Annotated in this window: 13 protein-coding genes; 12 read left to right on the top strand and 1 reads right to left on the bottom strand. The window is 37.4% G+C overall.

The window, feature by feature from the left end; genetic code table 11:
- The first annotated feature begins 3 nt into the window (after window positions 1-3).
- The 12 genes from nagA to E1I69_RS06810 all read left to right on the top strand — a co-directional run bounded on the left by nagA (window position 4) and on the right by E1I69_RS06810 (window position 14909).
- Window positions 4-1212 (top strand): N-acetylglucosamine-6-phosphate deacetylase, encoded by a 1209-nt coding sequence (nagA, locus tag E1I69_RS06755; RefSeq protein ID WP_136378840.1) that lies wholly within the window; start codon window positions 4-6, stop codon window positions 1210-1212.
- Between the two features lie 47 nt (window positions 1213-1259).
- Window positions 1260-3143 carry a beta-N-acetylhexosaminidase gene (locus E1I69_RS06760; protein ID WP_136378841.1) on the top strand — a complete coding sequence of 628 codons (1884 nt, stop codon included), beginning with the start codon at window positions 1260-1262 and terminating at the stop codon, window positions 3141-3143.
- Window positions 3144-3171: 28 nt separating this feature from the next.
- The gene (locus tag E1I69_RS06765; protein WP_136378842.1) at window positions 3172-4515 is read left to right on the top strand and encodes a GH1 family beta-glucosidase; all 1344 of its coding nucleotides are present in this window, start codon (window positions 3172-3174) and stop codon (window positions 4513-4515) included.
- A gap of 48 nt (window positions 4516-4563) precedes the next feature.
- Window positions 4564-5547, top strand: a complete 984-nt coding sequence (locus E1I69_RS06770; protein ID WP_136378843.1) for a Gfo/Idh/MocA family protein — start codon at window positions 4564-4566, stop codon at window positions 5545-5547.
- A gap of 1 nt (window position 5548) precedes the next feature.
- Window positions 5549-6523 carry a Gfo/Idh/MocA family protein gene (locus E1I69_RS06775; RefSeq protein WP_136378844.1) on the top strand — a complete coding sequence of 325 codons (975 nt, stop codon included), beginning with the start codon at window positions 5549-5551 and terminating at the stop codon, window positions 6521-6523.
- Between the two features lie 22 nt (window positions 6524-6545).
- Window positions 6546-8123 (top strand): FAD-dependent oxidoreductase, encoded by a 1578-nt coding sequence (locus tag E1I69_RS06780; RefSeq protein ID WP_136378845.1) that lies wholly within the window; start codon window positions 6546-6548, stop codon window positions 8121-8123.
- A 26-nt stretch (window positions 8124-8149) separates the two neighbouring features.
- Complete coding sequence (locus E1I69_RS06785; protein ID WP_161974849.1) at window positions 8150-9991, top strand: hypothetical protein; 1842 nt, start codon at window positions 8150-8152, stop codon at window positions 9989-9991.
- Window positions 9992-10007: 16 nt separating this feature from the next.
- Window positions 10008-11597 (top strand): hypothetical protein, encoded by a 1590-nt coding sequence (locus E1I69_RS06790; protein ID WP_136378847.1) that lies wholly within the window; start codon window positions 10008-10010, stop codon window positions 11595-11597.
- A 13-nt stretch (window positions 11598-11610) separates the two neighbouring features.
- A complete protein-coding gene (locus E1I69_RS06795) occupies window positions 11611-12228 on the top strand; it encodes an SGNH/GDSL hydrolase family protein (RefSeq protein WP_136378848.1) in 618 nt (205 codons plus the stop codon).
- A 171-nt stretch (window positions 12229-12399) separates the two neighbouring features.
- Window positions 12400-12957, top strand: a complete 558-nt coding sequence (locus tag E1I69_RS06800; protein ID WP_136378849.1) for a hypothetical protein — start codon at window positions 12400-12402, stop codon at window positions 12955-12957.
- A gap of 474 nt (window positions 12958-13431) precedes the next feature.
- Window positions 13432-14160 (top strand): ABC transporter ATP-binding protein, encoded by a 729-nt coding sequence (locus E1I69_RS06805; RefSeq protein WP_136378850.1) that lies wholly within the window; start codon window positions 13432-13434, stop codon window positions 14158-14160.
- A complete protein-coding gene (locus E1I69_RS06810; RefSeq protein WP_136378851.1) occupies window positions 14157-14909 on the top strand; it encodes an ABC transporter permease in 753 nt (250 codons plus the stop codon). The genes E1I69_RS06805 and E1I69_RS06810 overlap by 4 nt, the downstream gene beginning before the upstream one ends.
- A 134-nt stretch (window positions 14910-15043) precedes the next feature.
- Here the strand turns inward: E1I69_RS06810 and E1I69_RS06815 are convergent, their stop codons facing one another.
- On the bottom strand, window positions 15044-15745 hold the full coding sequence (locus E1I69_RS06815; protein ID WP_136378852.1) for a cell wall hydrolase: 702 nt from the start codon (window positions 15743-15745) through the stop codon (window positions 15044-15046).
- Window positions 15746-15789: the final 44 nt, after the last annotated feature.

Raw genomic sequence — 15789 nt, forward strand, 5'->3', positions numbered from 1 at the left:
GGAATGGTTGAGGTTGAATATGGAGGATTTCGAAATCTAATGTTGCACAACCACTATTACTTACAAGGAAATGTTGTTTCCGATAAAAGAATATATAAGAATATGGCCATAGAAATTAAAGATGGAAAAATTAAGTTCGTTGGTAAGAAAGAGACCATAAACAATAACAATACGGATCTGCCTATCTACCAAGTGGATGGGTGGATCTGTCCAGGTTTTATCGATACGCATATCCACGGTCTTAATAGGTATGATTTTATGGACCGTACAAAGGAAGGTTTTTATCGCATTCAAGATGGGCTCCCATCCTTTGGTGTGACAAGTTTCTTGTCAACATCAAGGGCAGCTACATTAGAGGATATTAAAACCTTCCTTTTATTAAGTAAACAAGTAGTCGCTGAAGAGCGTACTGGTGCCCATCTATTGGGTGTTCATTTAGAAGGACCCTGGATTAATCAAAAATATAAAGGTGCCCAAAAATCAGAGTATATTGTAAATCCCGTTTTAGAGGAAGTACGATCAATCCTTCACTTATCCGAAGGTTTGATTCGAATTGTAACATTGGCTCCGGAGCTACCTAATGCAGTAGATGTGATTAAGTTATTGCACGAACAAAATGTTTCGATTTCAGCAGGACATACAGCTGCGACTTATGAGGAAGTGGAACAAGCGATTAAGTACGGTTTGTCGAGAGTTACACATTGTTTCAATGGGATGGGTCCGATTACACATCGCAATTTAACAATTTCATTTGCAGCACTTGATATACAAGAATTGCATTGTGAAATTATAGCAGATGGCTTTCATGTGCATTCAAAAATGATAGAAATGCTATACAAAATGAAAGGCGTCGATCACATTACATTCATTTCTGATTGTACCGGAACCAATCAATTACCAGATGGATGTCATCAAATCGGTGGCAAAACAGTCTACAAACAGAATGGAAAGGTAACATTGGCAAATGGTAGTCTTGCAGGTAGCTCTTTGACTCTAGACAAGGCGATTCAATTTAGTGTTCACAATTGCAACATTCCCCTTGAAGAGGCTGTGCAAATGGCAACTTATAATCCGGCAATTGTATGCGGCGTGAGTGGACACAAAGGAAGAATTGCGGTTGGGTATGATGCGGACCTTGTCATCTTATCAAATGATGTAGCAGTAGAAAGTACGATAATAAATGGAAATTTTGTGTTCGATTGTAGTGAATAGAGAGAACAACAATAATCGTTTAATAATAATGAAAAGAGGTATCAAATATGCAAATTAATTTAGTAGGTGAGAAAGGTTTAATTTTAAAAGGATTAGAACTATTAGGCGATGAGCTCAGTATTGAATTACATGAAAAAGGGTACCCGATTACAATCACACAAAGGGTAGGTCCGATCCATGTAAGCAACAAGGATGGGAAAGGTAACATCTTTTATCAGGAAAAAATCCATTTTTATCGTGCGATGGGGGTGTGGTTAGAGAATTATCGAAAGACTGGTGACTTTGAACTGACTGAACAGCCTAATTTCCAAACGAGTGGAGTTATGCTCGATGTTTCTAGGAATGCAGTGTTAAAGGTAGATGAAGTACAAGGGCTACTTAGGAACTTGGCTGTCATGGGCTTAAATGTTGTCATGCTTTATACAGAGGATACTTATGAAGTCCCAGATTATCCGTATTTTGGGTATATGCGTGGTAGATACACAGAGGAAGAACTAAGGACTTGTGATGAATATGCTGATCATTTTGGCATTGAAATGATTCCTTGTATTCAAACTCTTGCCCATTTGACAATGGCATTAAAGTGGGGATATGCAAAAGAAATTAGAGATACAGCTGATATTTTATTAGTTGGTGAATCGAAAACATACCAATTTATTGAAAGCATGATTGAGGCCGCTTCTAAACCTTTTAAATCCAAACGAATTCATATTGGTATGGATGAAGCTCATCAGCTTGGGTTAGGCCGGTATTTAGATTTAAATGGATATGAGAATCGCTTTGATATTATGAACAAGCACCTAGATAAAGTAGTTTCAATCGCTAAAAGACATGGTCTGTCACCAATGATTTGGAGTGACATGTATTTTCGTTTGGGTTCAAAACACGGTGAATATTATGATAAAGACGTTCATATTCCAAAAGAAGCAATTGACTCCATACCAGAAAATGTTCAGCTTGTTTATTGGGATTATTACCACGCAGATGAACAGTTTTATCGATCTTATATTCAGAAACATAAAGAATTAGGGAGAGATACACTTTTTGCGGGTGGAGCATGGACATGGAATGGAATTTCGCCAAACTATGGAAGAGCGTTTGTGACAACAGAAGCTGCACTATCAGCGTGTAAGAAAGACGGTCTCCAAGAAGTCTTTACGACGTTATGGGGGGATAATGGAGCGGAAACGCCGCTCACAACTGCGCTACCTGTTATTCAACTTTATGCTGAACATACTTATCACGAAACAGTGACAATGGAACATTTAGCCCAACGTTTCTATTTTTGTACTGGAAATCATCTTGAGGATTTTCTTGTTCTAAATCAATTGGATGAAACGCCAGGTGTGATGAAAAATAATGTAAACTCATCCAATGCATCAAAGTTCCTATTGTGGCAGGATCTTCTTATCGGATTATTTGATGAAAATATCCGTGGTCTTGATATGAATGTACATTATCAGAAACTAATTCCTGGAATTAATGCGGCGAAGGAAAGAAATCCTAACACAGTCCACATTTTTGAGTTCTATGAGCGTCTAGCAAAAGTATTAAGTGTAAAGGCAGAGATGGGAATCCATTTAAAGGCAGCTTATGACCAGAGAGATAAGGATTCTATGACAACTCTTTTAAGCAAGATTACTATATTGACCAACGAGGTTCATGAACTTCACAAAAAACATCGAGAAGTTTGGTTTTCTTTATATAAACCATTTGGTTGGGAAATTATCGAGTTTCGTTATGGGGGACTACTAGCCCGTCTGGCAACCACACAAATACGGATTCAACAATGGCTGGAAGGGACAATCGATCGAATTGAAGAGTTAGAAGAAACAAGATTAGTACATGATGGTCCAAATGGGATTCCAGAAGGTTCCTTAGGAAACCACTTTTACCACCGAATTGCAACAGCGGGTAATTTTAATTGGTAAATATAAAGCACTTTAGGAGGTATTGGGTATGCCTATTATTCGTTTTCCGAAAGACATGAAATGGGGTACCGCGACTGCAGCGTATCAAGTAGAAGGTGCAGCATTTAAGGATGGAAGAGGGTTATCCATATGGGATACTTTTTCCCATACCCCTGGAAAAGTGAAGAATGGTGATAATGGTGATATCGCATGTGATAGCTATCATCTTTACCATGAGGATATAGAATTATTGGACCGATTAGGTGCAAATGTGTATCGCTTTTCTGTTTCATGGCCGAGGATTTATCCAAATGGAACAGGAAAACTCAACCCTAAAGGCTTGCAATATTATCATAACTTGGTAGACAGGTTAGTGGAAAAAGGGATTGAACCAATGCTTACCCTTTACCACTGGGACCTTCCGCAAGCCCTACAGGATCAAGGTGGTTGGGCGAGTCGAAATACAGTTGATGCCTTTAGCCAATATGCTGAAACTATTTTTAGAGAGTTTAATGGGAAAGTGAAATATTGGCAAACCATTAATGAACCTTTATGTGCAGCTTTTTTATCAAATTATCGAGGTGTACACGCACCAGGATATCAGGATTTACAGCTTGCTGTGGATGTTTCCCACCACTTGGTGTTGGCACATGGAAAAGCGGTTAAGGTATTTCGAGAACTAAGAATCGAAGGTCAAATCGGCACAGCAACGAATACCACATGGAGAGAACCTTTTAGTAACCGAATAGAAGATATCGAAGCTTGTAGGAGAGAAATTGGCCATAACATTGATTGGTTTCTAGATCCAATTTTTAAAGGTGAGTACCCACAATATTTAATTGATTGGTTTGAAAAAAAGGGTGCAAAACTTCATGTTGAAGACGGGGACATGGAAATCATCCAACAGCCGATTGATTTTATTGGAGTCAACTATTATTCCGGTAATGTCACACGATTTAAAGAGAATACTGGATTACTAGATATTGAAAATATTGAAATTGATTATAACCACACACATATAGGCTGGCCGATTTATGCAGACGGCTTTTATAAAGTGTTTCAATATCTCGCACAGCGGTATGGGAAAATTCCTTTATTTATTACGGAAAATGGGGCTTGTTGTATGGATGAACTTGTAAACGGGAAAGTGGATGATCAAGACCGAATCAACTATTACAAGCAGCATCTAACAGCTGTGAGTAGAGCTATAGAATCAGGGATTCCTATTCTTGGTTATCTAGCATGGTCATTATTAGATAACTTTGAGTGGGCAGACGGTTACGGAAAACGATTTGGTCTTGTTTATGTAGACTTTCAAACTTTGGAGCGCATTCAGAAAGAAAGTTACACCTGGTATAAAAAAGTAATTGCTAATGGATGGATAGAAATATAAAACATCTAAAGACGCAACTTCGAGAATAAAAGGATAGAGGTGGATTGTATGCAAAACGTTTTATTGATTGGTGCAGGAACAATGGGGAAGGAGCATGCTAGTTCTTATTACGATATGGAAGATGTTTGTGTTGTAGGAATCGTTGACACTCGAATCGATCAAGCTCAGCAAATTATCGGTGAGCATGATACAAAAATTTTTCAAACTTTAGAAGAAGCGGTAAATAATATGGAACAAATTGATGTGATTGATGTTTGTGTTCCAACTTTCTTGCATAAAGAGTATGTGATAAAAGCTGCGGATTATGGAATTGATGTAATATGCGAAAAACCATTAGCTTACACTCTTGAAGATGCACGTGAAATGTTAGAGTACTGTGATAAGAAAAATGTGAAATTGTTTATAGGGCATGTTGTTCGTTTCTTCCCACAGTATGCAAAAGCAAAGGAACTTGTTGCAAATGGCTCAATTGGTGATATTGGTGTCGTTCGAACAAGGCGTGGCGGGCATTTTCCGGCAGGGTGGAGAGATTGGTATTCAGACCAAACAAAAAGTGGTGGAGTGATCTTAGATTTAATCATCCATGATTTTGATTTTCTGCGTTGGAACTTTGGTGAAGTGGAGCGAGTATTTGCGAAAGGACTGCCTGATCTCGACTATGCCATTGTGACATTGGTTTTTAAAACAGGAGTTATCGCACACGTTGAAGGTTCATGGAGGCATCAAACGTTTTCCACCCAATTTGAATTTGCTGGTAAAAGTGGGATTATCGAATATGATAGTTTAAAAGAAGAACCGGTTTTACTTTCAATTAATCAATCAATTGATGAAAAAAGTGGAGTAGAGGTACCTCAAAGTCCTTTGAAAAGATCGCCATATTATATTGAACTACAGCATTTCTTGAACAGTTTGAAAACAAATGAAACGCCAATTGTGACAGCAGAAGATGCGTATAAAGCAATGGAAATATCAGTCGCTGCCCTTCAATCTATAAAAACAGGTTTACCTGTCATACTAAAGGGGGAAAACTGACATGAAAATTGGAATCATTAGCTTCGCCCATATGCATGCAAATAGTTACGCAGCTGCCATAAAGGAAATGGCAGGTGTCACATTAACTGGAATAGCCGATGAAAATGAGGAAAGAGGGTCTAAAAGTTCACAACTTTTTGACACAGTATATTATAAAAATTATCAACATTTACTTGACTCTGATATCGATGCGGTTATTGTGACATCAGAAAATAATTTGCACCATCAACATGTAATTGCTGCTGCTAAAGCAGGCAAACATGTTCTATGTGAAAAGCCATTAGCTACCAATTTAAAAGATATCGAAGAAATGATTCGTGTTTGTAAACAAAATGGAGTTCTGTTAGGAACAGCTTTCCCTGTCCGATTTAATACACCTATTCAACATGCTAAAAAAGTGTTGGAAGAAGGTGTATTAGGAGATATTTTAGCGATTAAGGGAACAAATCGGGGAACGAATCCAGGTGGCTGGTTTATTGACAAGGCGAAATCAGGCGGTGGAGCGGTACTCGATCATACGGTCCATGTTGTCGATATCATGAGATGGTTTACAGGGGCAGAAGTGAAGGAAGTTTACGCAGAAATTGGAAATGTCTATATCAATCATCAGATTGATGATTGTGGGATCCTTACAATGGAATTTACTAATGGAATGTTTGCAACTCTAGATTGTAGTTGGTCAAGAAATAGCGCCTATCCTACCTGGGGCGATGTAACAATGGAAATTATCGGGACAAATGGTACTTTGAAAATTGACGCGTTCTCTCAAAAATTCGATTTCTATTCCAATCAAGAGGGTGTCAATTGGATTGGTTGGGGAGATGATATGGACACCGGTCTGATAGAGGATTTCATTGCAAGTGTAAGAGAAGGTAGAGCCCCTCTAGCAACCGGTCATTCAGGAATGAAAGCGGTAGAAGTAGCGTTAGCAGCCTATCAATCTTTCGAGAAAAAAGCACCTGTAAAATTGATTTAAATGGATAAAAAGAGGTGATAAAATGGTAGTTTTTCATGAACTACAAGCTGATATAGTGATTGTAGGTGCGGGAATAGGAGGATGTGCGGCTGCATTATCCGCCTTACAATCTGGAAAAACGGTCCTCTTAACCGAGGAGACAAAATGGATTGGTGGTCAAATAACAAACCAAGGAGTGCCACCAGATGAGCATCCATGGATTGAAAGCTTTGGAGCCACAAGAAGCTATCGTACTTTTCGAAAAAAAATTAGAGAATACTATCTTACGAATTTTCAAGTTTTGAATACGGAACGAATAAATGATCAATTTAATCCTGGATCTGCCATTGTAAGTAAAATAAGTCATGAGCCAAGAGTTGCTTTACGGGTGCTTTACGATATGCTAGCACCTTATTTAAGCAATGGGAAACTAACCTTATTATCAGAATATAAAATAATAACAGCTGAAACAGATCAAGATTACGTTCAAGCTGTTACCGTTCAGCATTCTAGTTCAGGAAATACCTACCATTTAAAGGGAAAGTACTTTTTGGATGCAACAGAAATGGGGGATGTATTACCACTTGCTGGTGTAGAGTATGTAATTGGTGCTGAATCTCAGGATGAAACCGCTGAAGCTCATGCACCAAAGGATGCAGAACCCTTTAATATGCAGGCGTTTACATACTGCTTTGCCATTGATCATATAGATGGAGAAAATCATACAATTGAAAAGCCTGCTCAATATGAGTTTTGGAAAAACTATCAAGCTGAATTCTGGCCAGCCAAACAATTAAGCTGGTGGGGGGTTGTCCCTCATACATTGGAACCGATTGAGTATTCTTTATTTTACGAGCCTAATCGCTTTTCACTATGGAATTACCGGAGAATTATCGATAAAAATAATTTTGAAGAAGGTACGTTTCAAAGTGATATTACAATCGTCAATTGGCCACAAAATGATTACTGGTTAGGTCCTATTATTGACGTAACTGAAGAAGAAAAAGAAAAACATCTAAATAATGCCAAACAATTAAGCTTGTCTTTACTTTATTGGATGCAAACGGAAGCACCTCGGCCAGATGGTGGAAAAGGGTATCCTGGGATTAGGTTAAGAAAGGATATTTTAGGAACAGAAGATGGCTTGGCTATGTATCCTTATATCCGTGAATCGAGGAGAATAAAAGCCCAATTTACAGTAAAGGAACAACATGTCAGTGGTGAATTGGAAGGAAAAGAAAGTGCAACGTATTTTCCTGATAGTGTTGGAATCGGAAGTTATCGCTTAGACTTGCATCCGAGTACAGGAATGAATACATATATTGATTTTTCTTCTCATCCATTCCAAATTCCACTCGGAAGTTTACTGCCTATTCGAGTTAAAAATTTGTTGCCAGCCAGTAAAAATATTGGGACTACTCATATTACGAATGGTTGTTATCGACTTCATCCGGTGGAATGGAATATCGGAGAAGCAGCAGGTCATCTTGCAGCATATTGTATTGACCATGACATTATCCCGCATGAAGTGAGACATATAGAAGAAAAATTAAAGGACTTCCAGTCGCGTTTAGTGAAAGCGGGAATTGAACTTGAGTGGCCAAAAATTTATAAAATATGATCTAAGAATAAAAGTGGTGATACGGAATGATCGCACTAGTCGACAAAAGTATGGAAATGAAGAATCTAGTTCGCTTCAATCATTATTTTTCAAATATCAATGAACTTTTACATGAAGATCTCCATCAATATACATGTATTTTTATTAATGGTCTAAACAAAGGAAAACCAATGAAATTGTCATATGAGATACTTGAAAAGCTATGGAACTTTGTGGAACATGGTGGGATTTTGTATGGGGAGCTCATCAATTGTGATGACTTCCCATCCTCTCGTCTTTTTGGGTTCAAGCAAAACTTTTCGGTGACCCATTGCCGTTTAGAAAAACTGGTGATTTCACGTGATAATTCCCTTTGTAAAAAAGGACAGCTTCTCGAATGGCATGGTCCCTTTTTAACAGGCTTTACTTTCGACACCGAAAGACTGCTAAATATCGGTCATTTTAGAGAGACACATTGTACGGAAGAAGAAGGGAAATATCCTGGTATTGTTGTTAAAAATCATGGGAAAGGAAGAACCATTTTTTCGACTTTTTCTTTTTTGGGCAATGACCACAATTGGATGTTACGACCTAATTGGCTATGGAACCAAGTTATGAAATGGTTGCAAATGGAGTATCACTTGCCATTAAAAAGCAAACAATTGGTTATTCAGCCTTCAAAGGAAAACAATCTTGAAAAAACTATTGAAAAGGGTATGAATTGGTTTTTAACCTCGGGAATTTTGCCGAAGGAAGATGGAAGTCTTGGAATTTATGAAAATGTCCATTCCATTCGAAGCGATATTAGTAAGGATTTCCGTCCGGATTGCCATGCACATACTGCGCTTTTATTTTACCTTTATGGAAAATATACGAATGAACCTACATGGATAGAGAGGTCTCAAAATTTACTAAACTACTTATTTGAAGCAGGCTATCAGGATACAGATCCTGATTCAGCTACGTATGGTTTCTGGAAATGGTTTCAAAGCCCGAAGGAAAAACCAGATCAACTATTTTCCGATGATAATAGTTGGGTAGCACTTGTTCTATTATATCTATACCGTAAAACCGGTAATACAGAATACAAAGAGAGAGGCTTATTAACAGCTTATGCTCTTTTACACACACAAAATAAAAACGGACTTCGACCGGAGTGTATTCGGGAAAAAGAATTACTTGACCATGGGACCGCATATTTCAGAAATTCAACCATGTCCAGTATGAATCCCCATTTTGAAGCAATCGTTCATTCGACATTTATCCAAGCTTATCTTGTCTCAAAGGATGACACCTTTTTACAAACTGCATATCAAGGTACGTTAACATTGCTTGATAATAAACGAGATTTAAAGTTTATGTATAGTAAAACGGCTGGATATAGTAGATTCTTATTGTCCTTAGCACAAGTATATGCCGTTACAAAGGATGAAACCATACTAAAAGAGCTACATGAAGTAATTGATTACTTAGCTAAAAATCAACATGAATCAGGTGGAATTGAGGAACGTGATAATCCAGATCCTGACCGTTATGGTACAGAGGATACAGGAGTGTTCCGAATGAACGGGGAAGGGATTGCGGATCAATTGTATACGAATAACTTTTTGCTCATGAATGCATGGGAGGCATGGAAAGCTACGTGCGACCCAACAGTGAAAAAGTTTTATGAAAAGCTTGTTCGTTTTTTATCTAGCATTCAAATTACTTCTCCAAAACTGGAGTTTAATGGTGGCTGGATGCGCTCTTTTCATCTAGAAAGTGGTGAGTACTTTGGCAATAATGGTGACACTGGCTGGGGAGCATATGTGATAGAAAGTGGATGGACGAATGCAATCATCCTTTCAGGACTTATTTTAAGAGAAATAGATCAATCATTACTGGATTAGTGTGAGGAGGTGCACAATGTCGGTTAGATGCAGCATTCTTTCTGATAACATATCTGTAGTTTTTGCAAAAGAAGAGTTGCTCAAGTATATCAAACAAGTCGAGCGGTCCATTCCTTATTCTTTTGTGTTAGGGGTGGAACAAGATTTGATTGAAAAGGGCTTAGTAGAACGAGCAACATTAAAGGAAAATCCAATAGTTGACGCTTTTCAAGTTGTACAAAAGGAAAACGAAATTTATATCATCGGTTCAAATCCTAGGTCCGTTCTTTATGGTGTTTATCATACTTGTAAAAAACTATTTGGATATAAATGGGTTCACTTTTCATCTGAAGAAAAAGTTGACTTCAGAGATGTTAGTTTTAAAAAATCTTCAAGTCACCGTGGGAAGATGGTTAGAAGAGGTCTAGTTATTGAAAATTATAGTGACACTTCATTTCTTTTACAAATGATAGATTGGGCAGCAAAACACTATGTTAATGAATTGTTTTTTACTTTTATGCTATGGGACAAGGTAAAACCAGTAATAGAAAAAGAGATAGAAAAGCGTGGGTTAACAATTACAATCGGCGGCCACAGCATGCACTACTTATTAAGTGATATCTCAATTTCAGATAAAAAGCAGATTAATTACTCAGATGATAGTTGGAAAGGTTTACTGATTGATAAAATAAAAAACGAAATCACCAAAACATCTTCTATTAATAGAGTATCCCTATGGCCAGCAGATATAGGGATAAAGAATGACCAGGATTTCTTAACAAAATACATTGCATTTACTGAACAATTAAAAAAGCACATTCCTCGTATTGAAGTAGAACATATAGCTTACAATGCCGGTTTATCATGGGATATGTTAGAACTACCAGATGGTTTCGATAGTTCGAAAACAGTTGATACGTTATTCGCATTCTGGGGTAGAAACTATCAGCAATCTTTTAAAAAGGAGGAAAGAGCATTTGAGGCTTTACATAAATGGCGTCAAGCAACGAAAGCTACTCAAAAGAATATAACTATTTTTGAATACTATAGTGACCATTTTATGTTAGGCAATCTTTTTCCACCTTTATTTCAAAGGATTCATGAAGATATTAATTTGTATTCGAAGTTGGGAATCAACCAAATAGTCAATCTAATCGTTCCATACATTCCTAAAGAAAATGCCAATGTATTAGATTTTCAGTATCCATGGGAATCTATACAGTTAATGAACAGTTATTATTTTGCACGATTAACATGGGGCGATGGCTTTGACGAAATTGAAGGGGACTTTTACTCGATCTTTAATGAACGTCAAATAATGGTCAAGAAAGTACTTAAGAAAATGGAGTCGGTACTATCAGAGGTATCGAAATGGAACTTCCCTTTATTTCCAAGTCGGATAATAGATCCCGAAAAAGTAAAAGAATGTGATGAAATACATCTTATTATCTCTGACCTTACTAAATGGAAAAATGAACTTGAACCTTTTAAAGACGATTTCATATCAGAAATTAAAGACCCATCCAGTATGATAACTTTTTATATTTATTATGTGTGTGAAATACTTGAGTATTACTTACGTGAATGGATGGAAAAGGTAGAGCAAGTGTCAGATAAACTACAATAGTATGGAGGAAAGTATGAAACAGCGAATTGTTTTTATTGGGGATAGTATTACATGGTGGGGGATGAGTGAGAGTGATTCGATCGGAACTGGCTATGTAAGGTTGCTACATGATTATTTGAAGGTAACCTACCCAAATAGGGATATGGACATTATAAACAAAGGGATTAGTGGTAATCGAATAACAGACCTAGCCGAGCGGTGGGACAGTGATGTGATTTCCCATAATCCGGATATTGTTTCGATATCAATTGGGATCAATGATGTTTGGAGGCAAGTGGATTCTCCAGAAATAGAACAAGTATTACCCAATAGGTTTGAAGAAGTACTTGAGTATCTTCTTATAAATACCAAGAAAAAAACCAATGCATCTATTATTTTAATGGAACCCACTGTCATATCAGAAGATATTCAGGGAAAAGGAAATATTATGTTAAAGCCATATATAGAAATCATCCATGAACTTGCAAAAAAACATCATGCAGTCAACGTTCCAACTCATCAGGCATTTCTTTCATTTTTAAAATATAAAAAGGAATTTCCGCTTACTATAGATGGTGTTCATATGAACACTTCAGGGAATATGCTGATGGCAAAAACATGGATACAAGCAACAAAAGAACTACTAGGGTAATCTACTGATATTTAATGTAGAGGAGTAACTTTCTAAAAAATAGAGTTGCTCCTTTTTACTTATTTTACACTATACTAACTATAAGTTGCTTGAGTTTTCCAGAATCTAACACTTTTCGACATCCCTATAAAGGTATAATGAGAAAAATGATTGAATAGGGAGGTTCGATTCTTGCTAGATTCAAGTCATGAATTCTATTTAAGCAGTGCAGAAAAGCAATTGATTATTAACGGGATTACAAATGGATTAGAGCGTTTTTATAAGGATAGAGAGGGGAAATCCGCCCTCGTCACTGAAAGAAACTTCATCTCTAGACAACGCGCCTCTTATGTGTTCGACTCCATCTACCACATCGCGAATCAACACCCAGAATTGAATGTAACACCCGAAATTCGAACGGCTGGTTTATCCTACGAATATGTATCGCTATTTTTTGAAACTCGAAAAATTGTCGTCACCTTCAGCCAAGTGAAGCGACCAGAAGATCTACCAGAATACAGTGAGTACCGCAACGAGTACACGGAAGGAAATCGCTTATACAATCCACAACTTTCCTTTTTTCGGGAAGATGATGAGTTTAATCTCAAAATCTACAAACATCTCGTCGTCACCTTCAATGGTTCTCATGGACCAGATCCATTGTTTGTATGGATTGGTGCGACAACGCCTGAACAAAATGAGTGGATTTATCATGAAGAACTAACAGTAGATGTTGGTGTGGGAAGGTAACAAGTGCACCTTGAAAATCTTATATAAAAACTTGTGTTTTAAAAGGTCTTTTGGAATTAGTTGGAAAAGGTGCGGCATAAAACAGGTTTATGATATGACTTTTGGGTATGTCTGGAAATAAACCTTATATATCTTGTGGATTTAATATGACCTTTGGTTATACTTGGTAAAACTCCTATTACAAAAGAGGTTTATTATATAACATTTGGCGATTTTTGGAAAAACAATTAGTTTATAAGTGTAATATACATAAACTTTTGGATAATTATGGTGAAGTCCAGAATAAACTTGTACTACGGTACAACCTTTTACAATTAAGGAGACTGTCTTGTATACAGTCTCCGTTTTTTTTTAACCCGGGTTTTAATTTGTGTTTGACAAAAAAAGTACATACTATACAAAATAAATTAAAATTTTTCCAGTAAAGTGACCTATATGATATCTTATAGATAGCGAGTTAAAGGAAGTGAGTAAGTGCAAACATTAAAACCAGCCATTCATTTTAACCGGGTGGATTTTCACGCGGACAATAAACATATTTTAAAAAATATAACAGGTTCCTTTTATGAAGGAACCATTACGACCTTGGTTGGACCATCTGGAGCGGGGAAAACAACGTTACTAAAGCTTTGTAATGGTCTTTTGTCTCCAAGTTCTGGTGAAATGTACGTAAAAGAAAAAAACATCGATACATATGATCCGGTGGCATTGCGGAGAATTGTGGGAATTGCTCTGCAAAATGCACCAATGATAAACGGGACAGTTTTTCAGAACTTAGCTTTACCACAGACACTCCAAGGTAAAAAACTGGAAGAACAAACAGCGAAGGAGCTGTTAGAGGACGTTGGATTAGAAGAGGAATATTTACATCGTGATGTTCGAGATTTATCAGGTGGACAACGTCAAAAGGTATCTATTGCACGCACGCTTGTGAATCATCCAAAAATCATGTTGTTGGATGAAATCACATCGGCACTAGATCGAGTCTCTAAAACCGAAATCGAGGAACTAATCGTAAAAATTAATCAGAAGTACAAGGTTACCATGATCTGGATTACCCATAATCTCCAACAAGCCATCGATATAGGAAACTACGTGTGGGTCTTAATGGAAGGGGAAGTGATTGAAACGGGGGAGAGTACTTTACTGAAATCTCCTACCCATGAAAAAGTACAACAATTTGTGAAGGGGGAGATGGCATGAGTACACTTGCATTGGCTATCGCTCTCATTTTTGTTCTCATCCCGATATTTTTATCGAAAACCTTTAACCTAGGTTTGGAAAAAGACACTACAATTGCGGTTGTTCGTTCCATTATTCAGCTTTTTGCAGTTGGCTATATTTTAAAATTTGTCTTTGAGACGGAAAGTCTTATCTATATTTTTCTAATGGTAGTTGTCATGATCGTTGCTGCTACACAAAACGCACGGAAAAAAGGAAAGGCAATCAAGGGTATCACTTGGAAAATTGCCTCAACCTTGGTTTTTTTGGAGGTTCTCACCCAGGTTATTCTATTAGGGTTTAAGATTACACCGGCAACCGCACAATATATCATTCCAATCAGTGGTATGGTAGTCGGAAATTCGATGGTACTAGCAATCCTCTTTTTAAACAGGTTCACAGCAGAGGTGGATGCGCATCAAGAACAGACGGAGCTCATACTATCCTTAGGTGGGACGCCAAAACAAGCAATTCATACACAACTCATTACATCCATTAAGGCGAGTATGATTCCAACCATCGAGAGCCAAAAGACAATCGGGCTTGTTCAACTTCCAGGGATGATGAGTGGACAAATCATTGCAGGCGCGAGTCCAATTCAAGCTGTTCAATTTCAATTGCTCGTTCTCTTTTTACTCTTAACAACAGCAGCCGTAACAAGCGTTATGCTCGGATTTTTATCCTATCCGACCTTATTTAATCAGCGCTTGCAGTTTCTGAAAATGAGATAGAAAAAATAGAAAACCAAAAATGCCTGAACCCTATGTCATATTATGGGCTCAGGCATTTAATCTATTTTGGAAAAGGCAACCTAATCAACCAACTAGGTTTCCTAGCTTATTTTCGAAAGTCAATACAACACAATTTAATACTTAAACACATGTCGTCCTATTTTCACAGCGGTTGCTCTCGAGTCCAACCAACGACTTGTGGCAATGGTAGGGTTGTAGAAGAACAACGCTTCTTTTGCAATATGTCTCATTTCAGATAGTGCTGCTTGCACAGCTCGTTTCGACTCTTCATCTGCAGGTTTATTGATTGCCCCATTTCGTACGGGTTGGAACTGACCACGCTGATATATGACACCTCGTATTGTGTCTGGGAATTTCGGGCTTTCTAAACGATTTAATACGACCGCCGCCACTGCAACTTTTCCTTCAAATGGCTCCGCTTGAGCCTCAGCTCGTACAATTCTCGCTAATAAGTCTAACTCTTCAGTAGAAAAACTATAGTTAGTTGAAACACTTTTAACCTCTGTCACTACTTTCTCTGTTTTTACCGTTTCTTGTGGTGCAACAACAACTTCTTCTATTTTCTCAACATTCATTCCTTCAAATAATGTTGGTCCATGATCATTCGTTACTTCCGTATTTATATTCTCCCCGACAACAATCAGGTCTAAATTTTCCACTTGTGGGTTCATTACTGCTAATTCATGTAATGTCATACCATGCTTTCGTGCAATTTCAGACATCGTGTCACCTTTTTGAACTGTATAGGCAAATGCTTGATCCGCAAAAAATAGAGAAGCAATAAAGATAGCTAGTCCAAATATTATTTTTTTCATAGTCATAGTCCTCCTAGTCATAGTATTACTGGGTAACTCTCTAT

This window comes from Bacillus timonensis (genome assembly GCF_004799755.1).
GTDB lineage: Bacteria > Bacillota > Bacilli > Bacillales > Bacillaceae_L > Ferdinandcohnia > Ferdinandcohnia timonensis_A.

Bases quoted from the DNA above. Each gene is read 5' to 3' on its own strand.
- E1I69_RS06765 (WP_136378842.1), top strand. From the start codon at position 3,172: ATGCCTATTATTCGTTTTCCGAAAGACATGAAATGGGGTACCGCGACT.
- E1I69_RS06810 (WP_136378851.1), top strand. From the start codon at position 14,157: ATGAGTACACTTGCATTGGCTATCGCTCTCATTTTTGTTCTCATCCCG.
- E1I69_RS06790 (WP_136378847.1), top strand. From the start codon at position 10,008: ATGTCGGTTAGATGCAGCATTCTTTCTGATAACATATCTGTAGTTTTT.
- E1I69_RS06770 (WP_136378843.1), top strand. From the start codon at position 4,564: ATGCAAAACGTTTTATTGATTGGTGCAGGAACAATGGGGAAGGAGCAT.
- E1I69_RS06785 (WP_161974849.1), top strand. From the start codon at position 8,150: ATGATCGCACTAGTCGACAAAAGTATGGAAATGAAGAATCTAGTTCGC.
- E1I69_RS06780 (WP_136378845.1), top strand. From the start codon at position 6,546: ATGGTAGTTTTTCATGAACTACAAGCTGATATAGTGATTGTAGGTGCG.
- E1I69_RS06775 (WP_136378844.1), top strand. From the start codon at position 5,549: ATGAAAATTGGAATCATTAGCTTCGCCCATATGCATGCAAATAGTTAC.
- nagA (WP_136378840.1), top strand. From the start codon at position 4: ATGGTTGAGGTTGAATATGGAGGATTTCGAAATCTAATGTTGCACAAC.
- E1I69_RS06815 (WP_136378852.1), bottom strand. From the start codon at position 15,745: ATGAAAAAAATAATATTTGGACTAGCTATCTTTATTGCTTCTCTATTT.
- E1I69_RS06795 (WP_136378848.1), top strand. From the start codon at position 11,611: ATGAAACAGCGAATTGTTTTTATTGGGGATAGTATTACATGGTGGGGG.
- E1I69_RS06760 (WP_136378841.1), top strand. From the start codon at position 1,260: ATGCAAATTAATTTAGTAGGTGAGAAAGGTTTAATTTTAAAAGGATTA.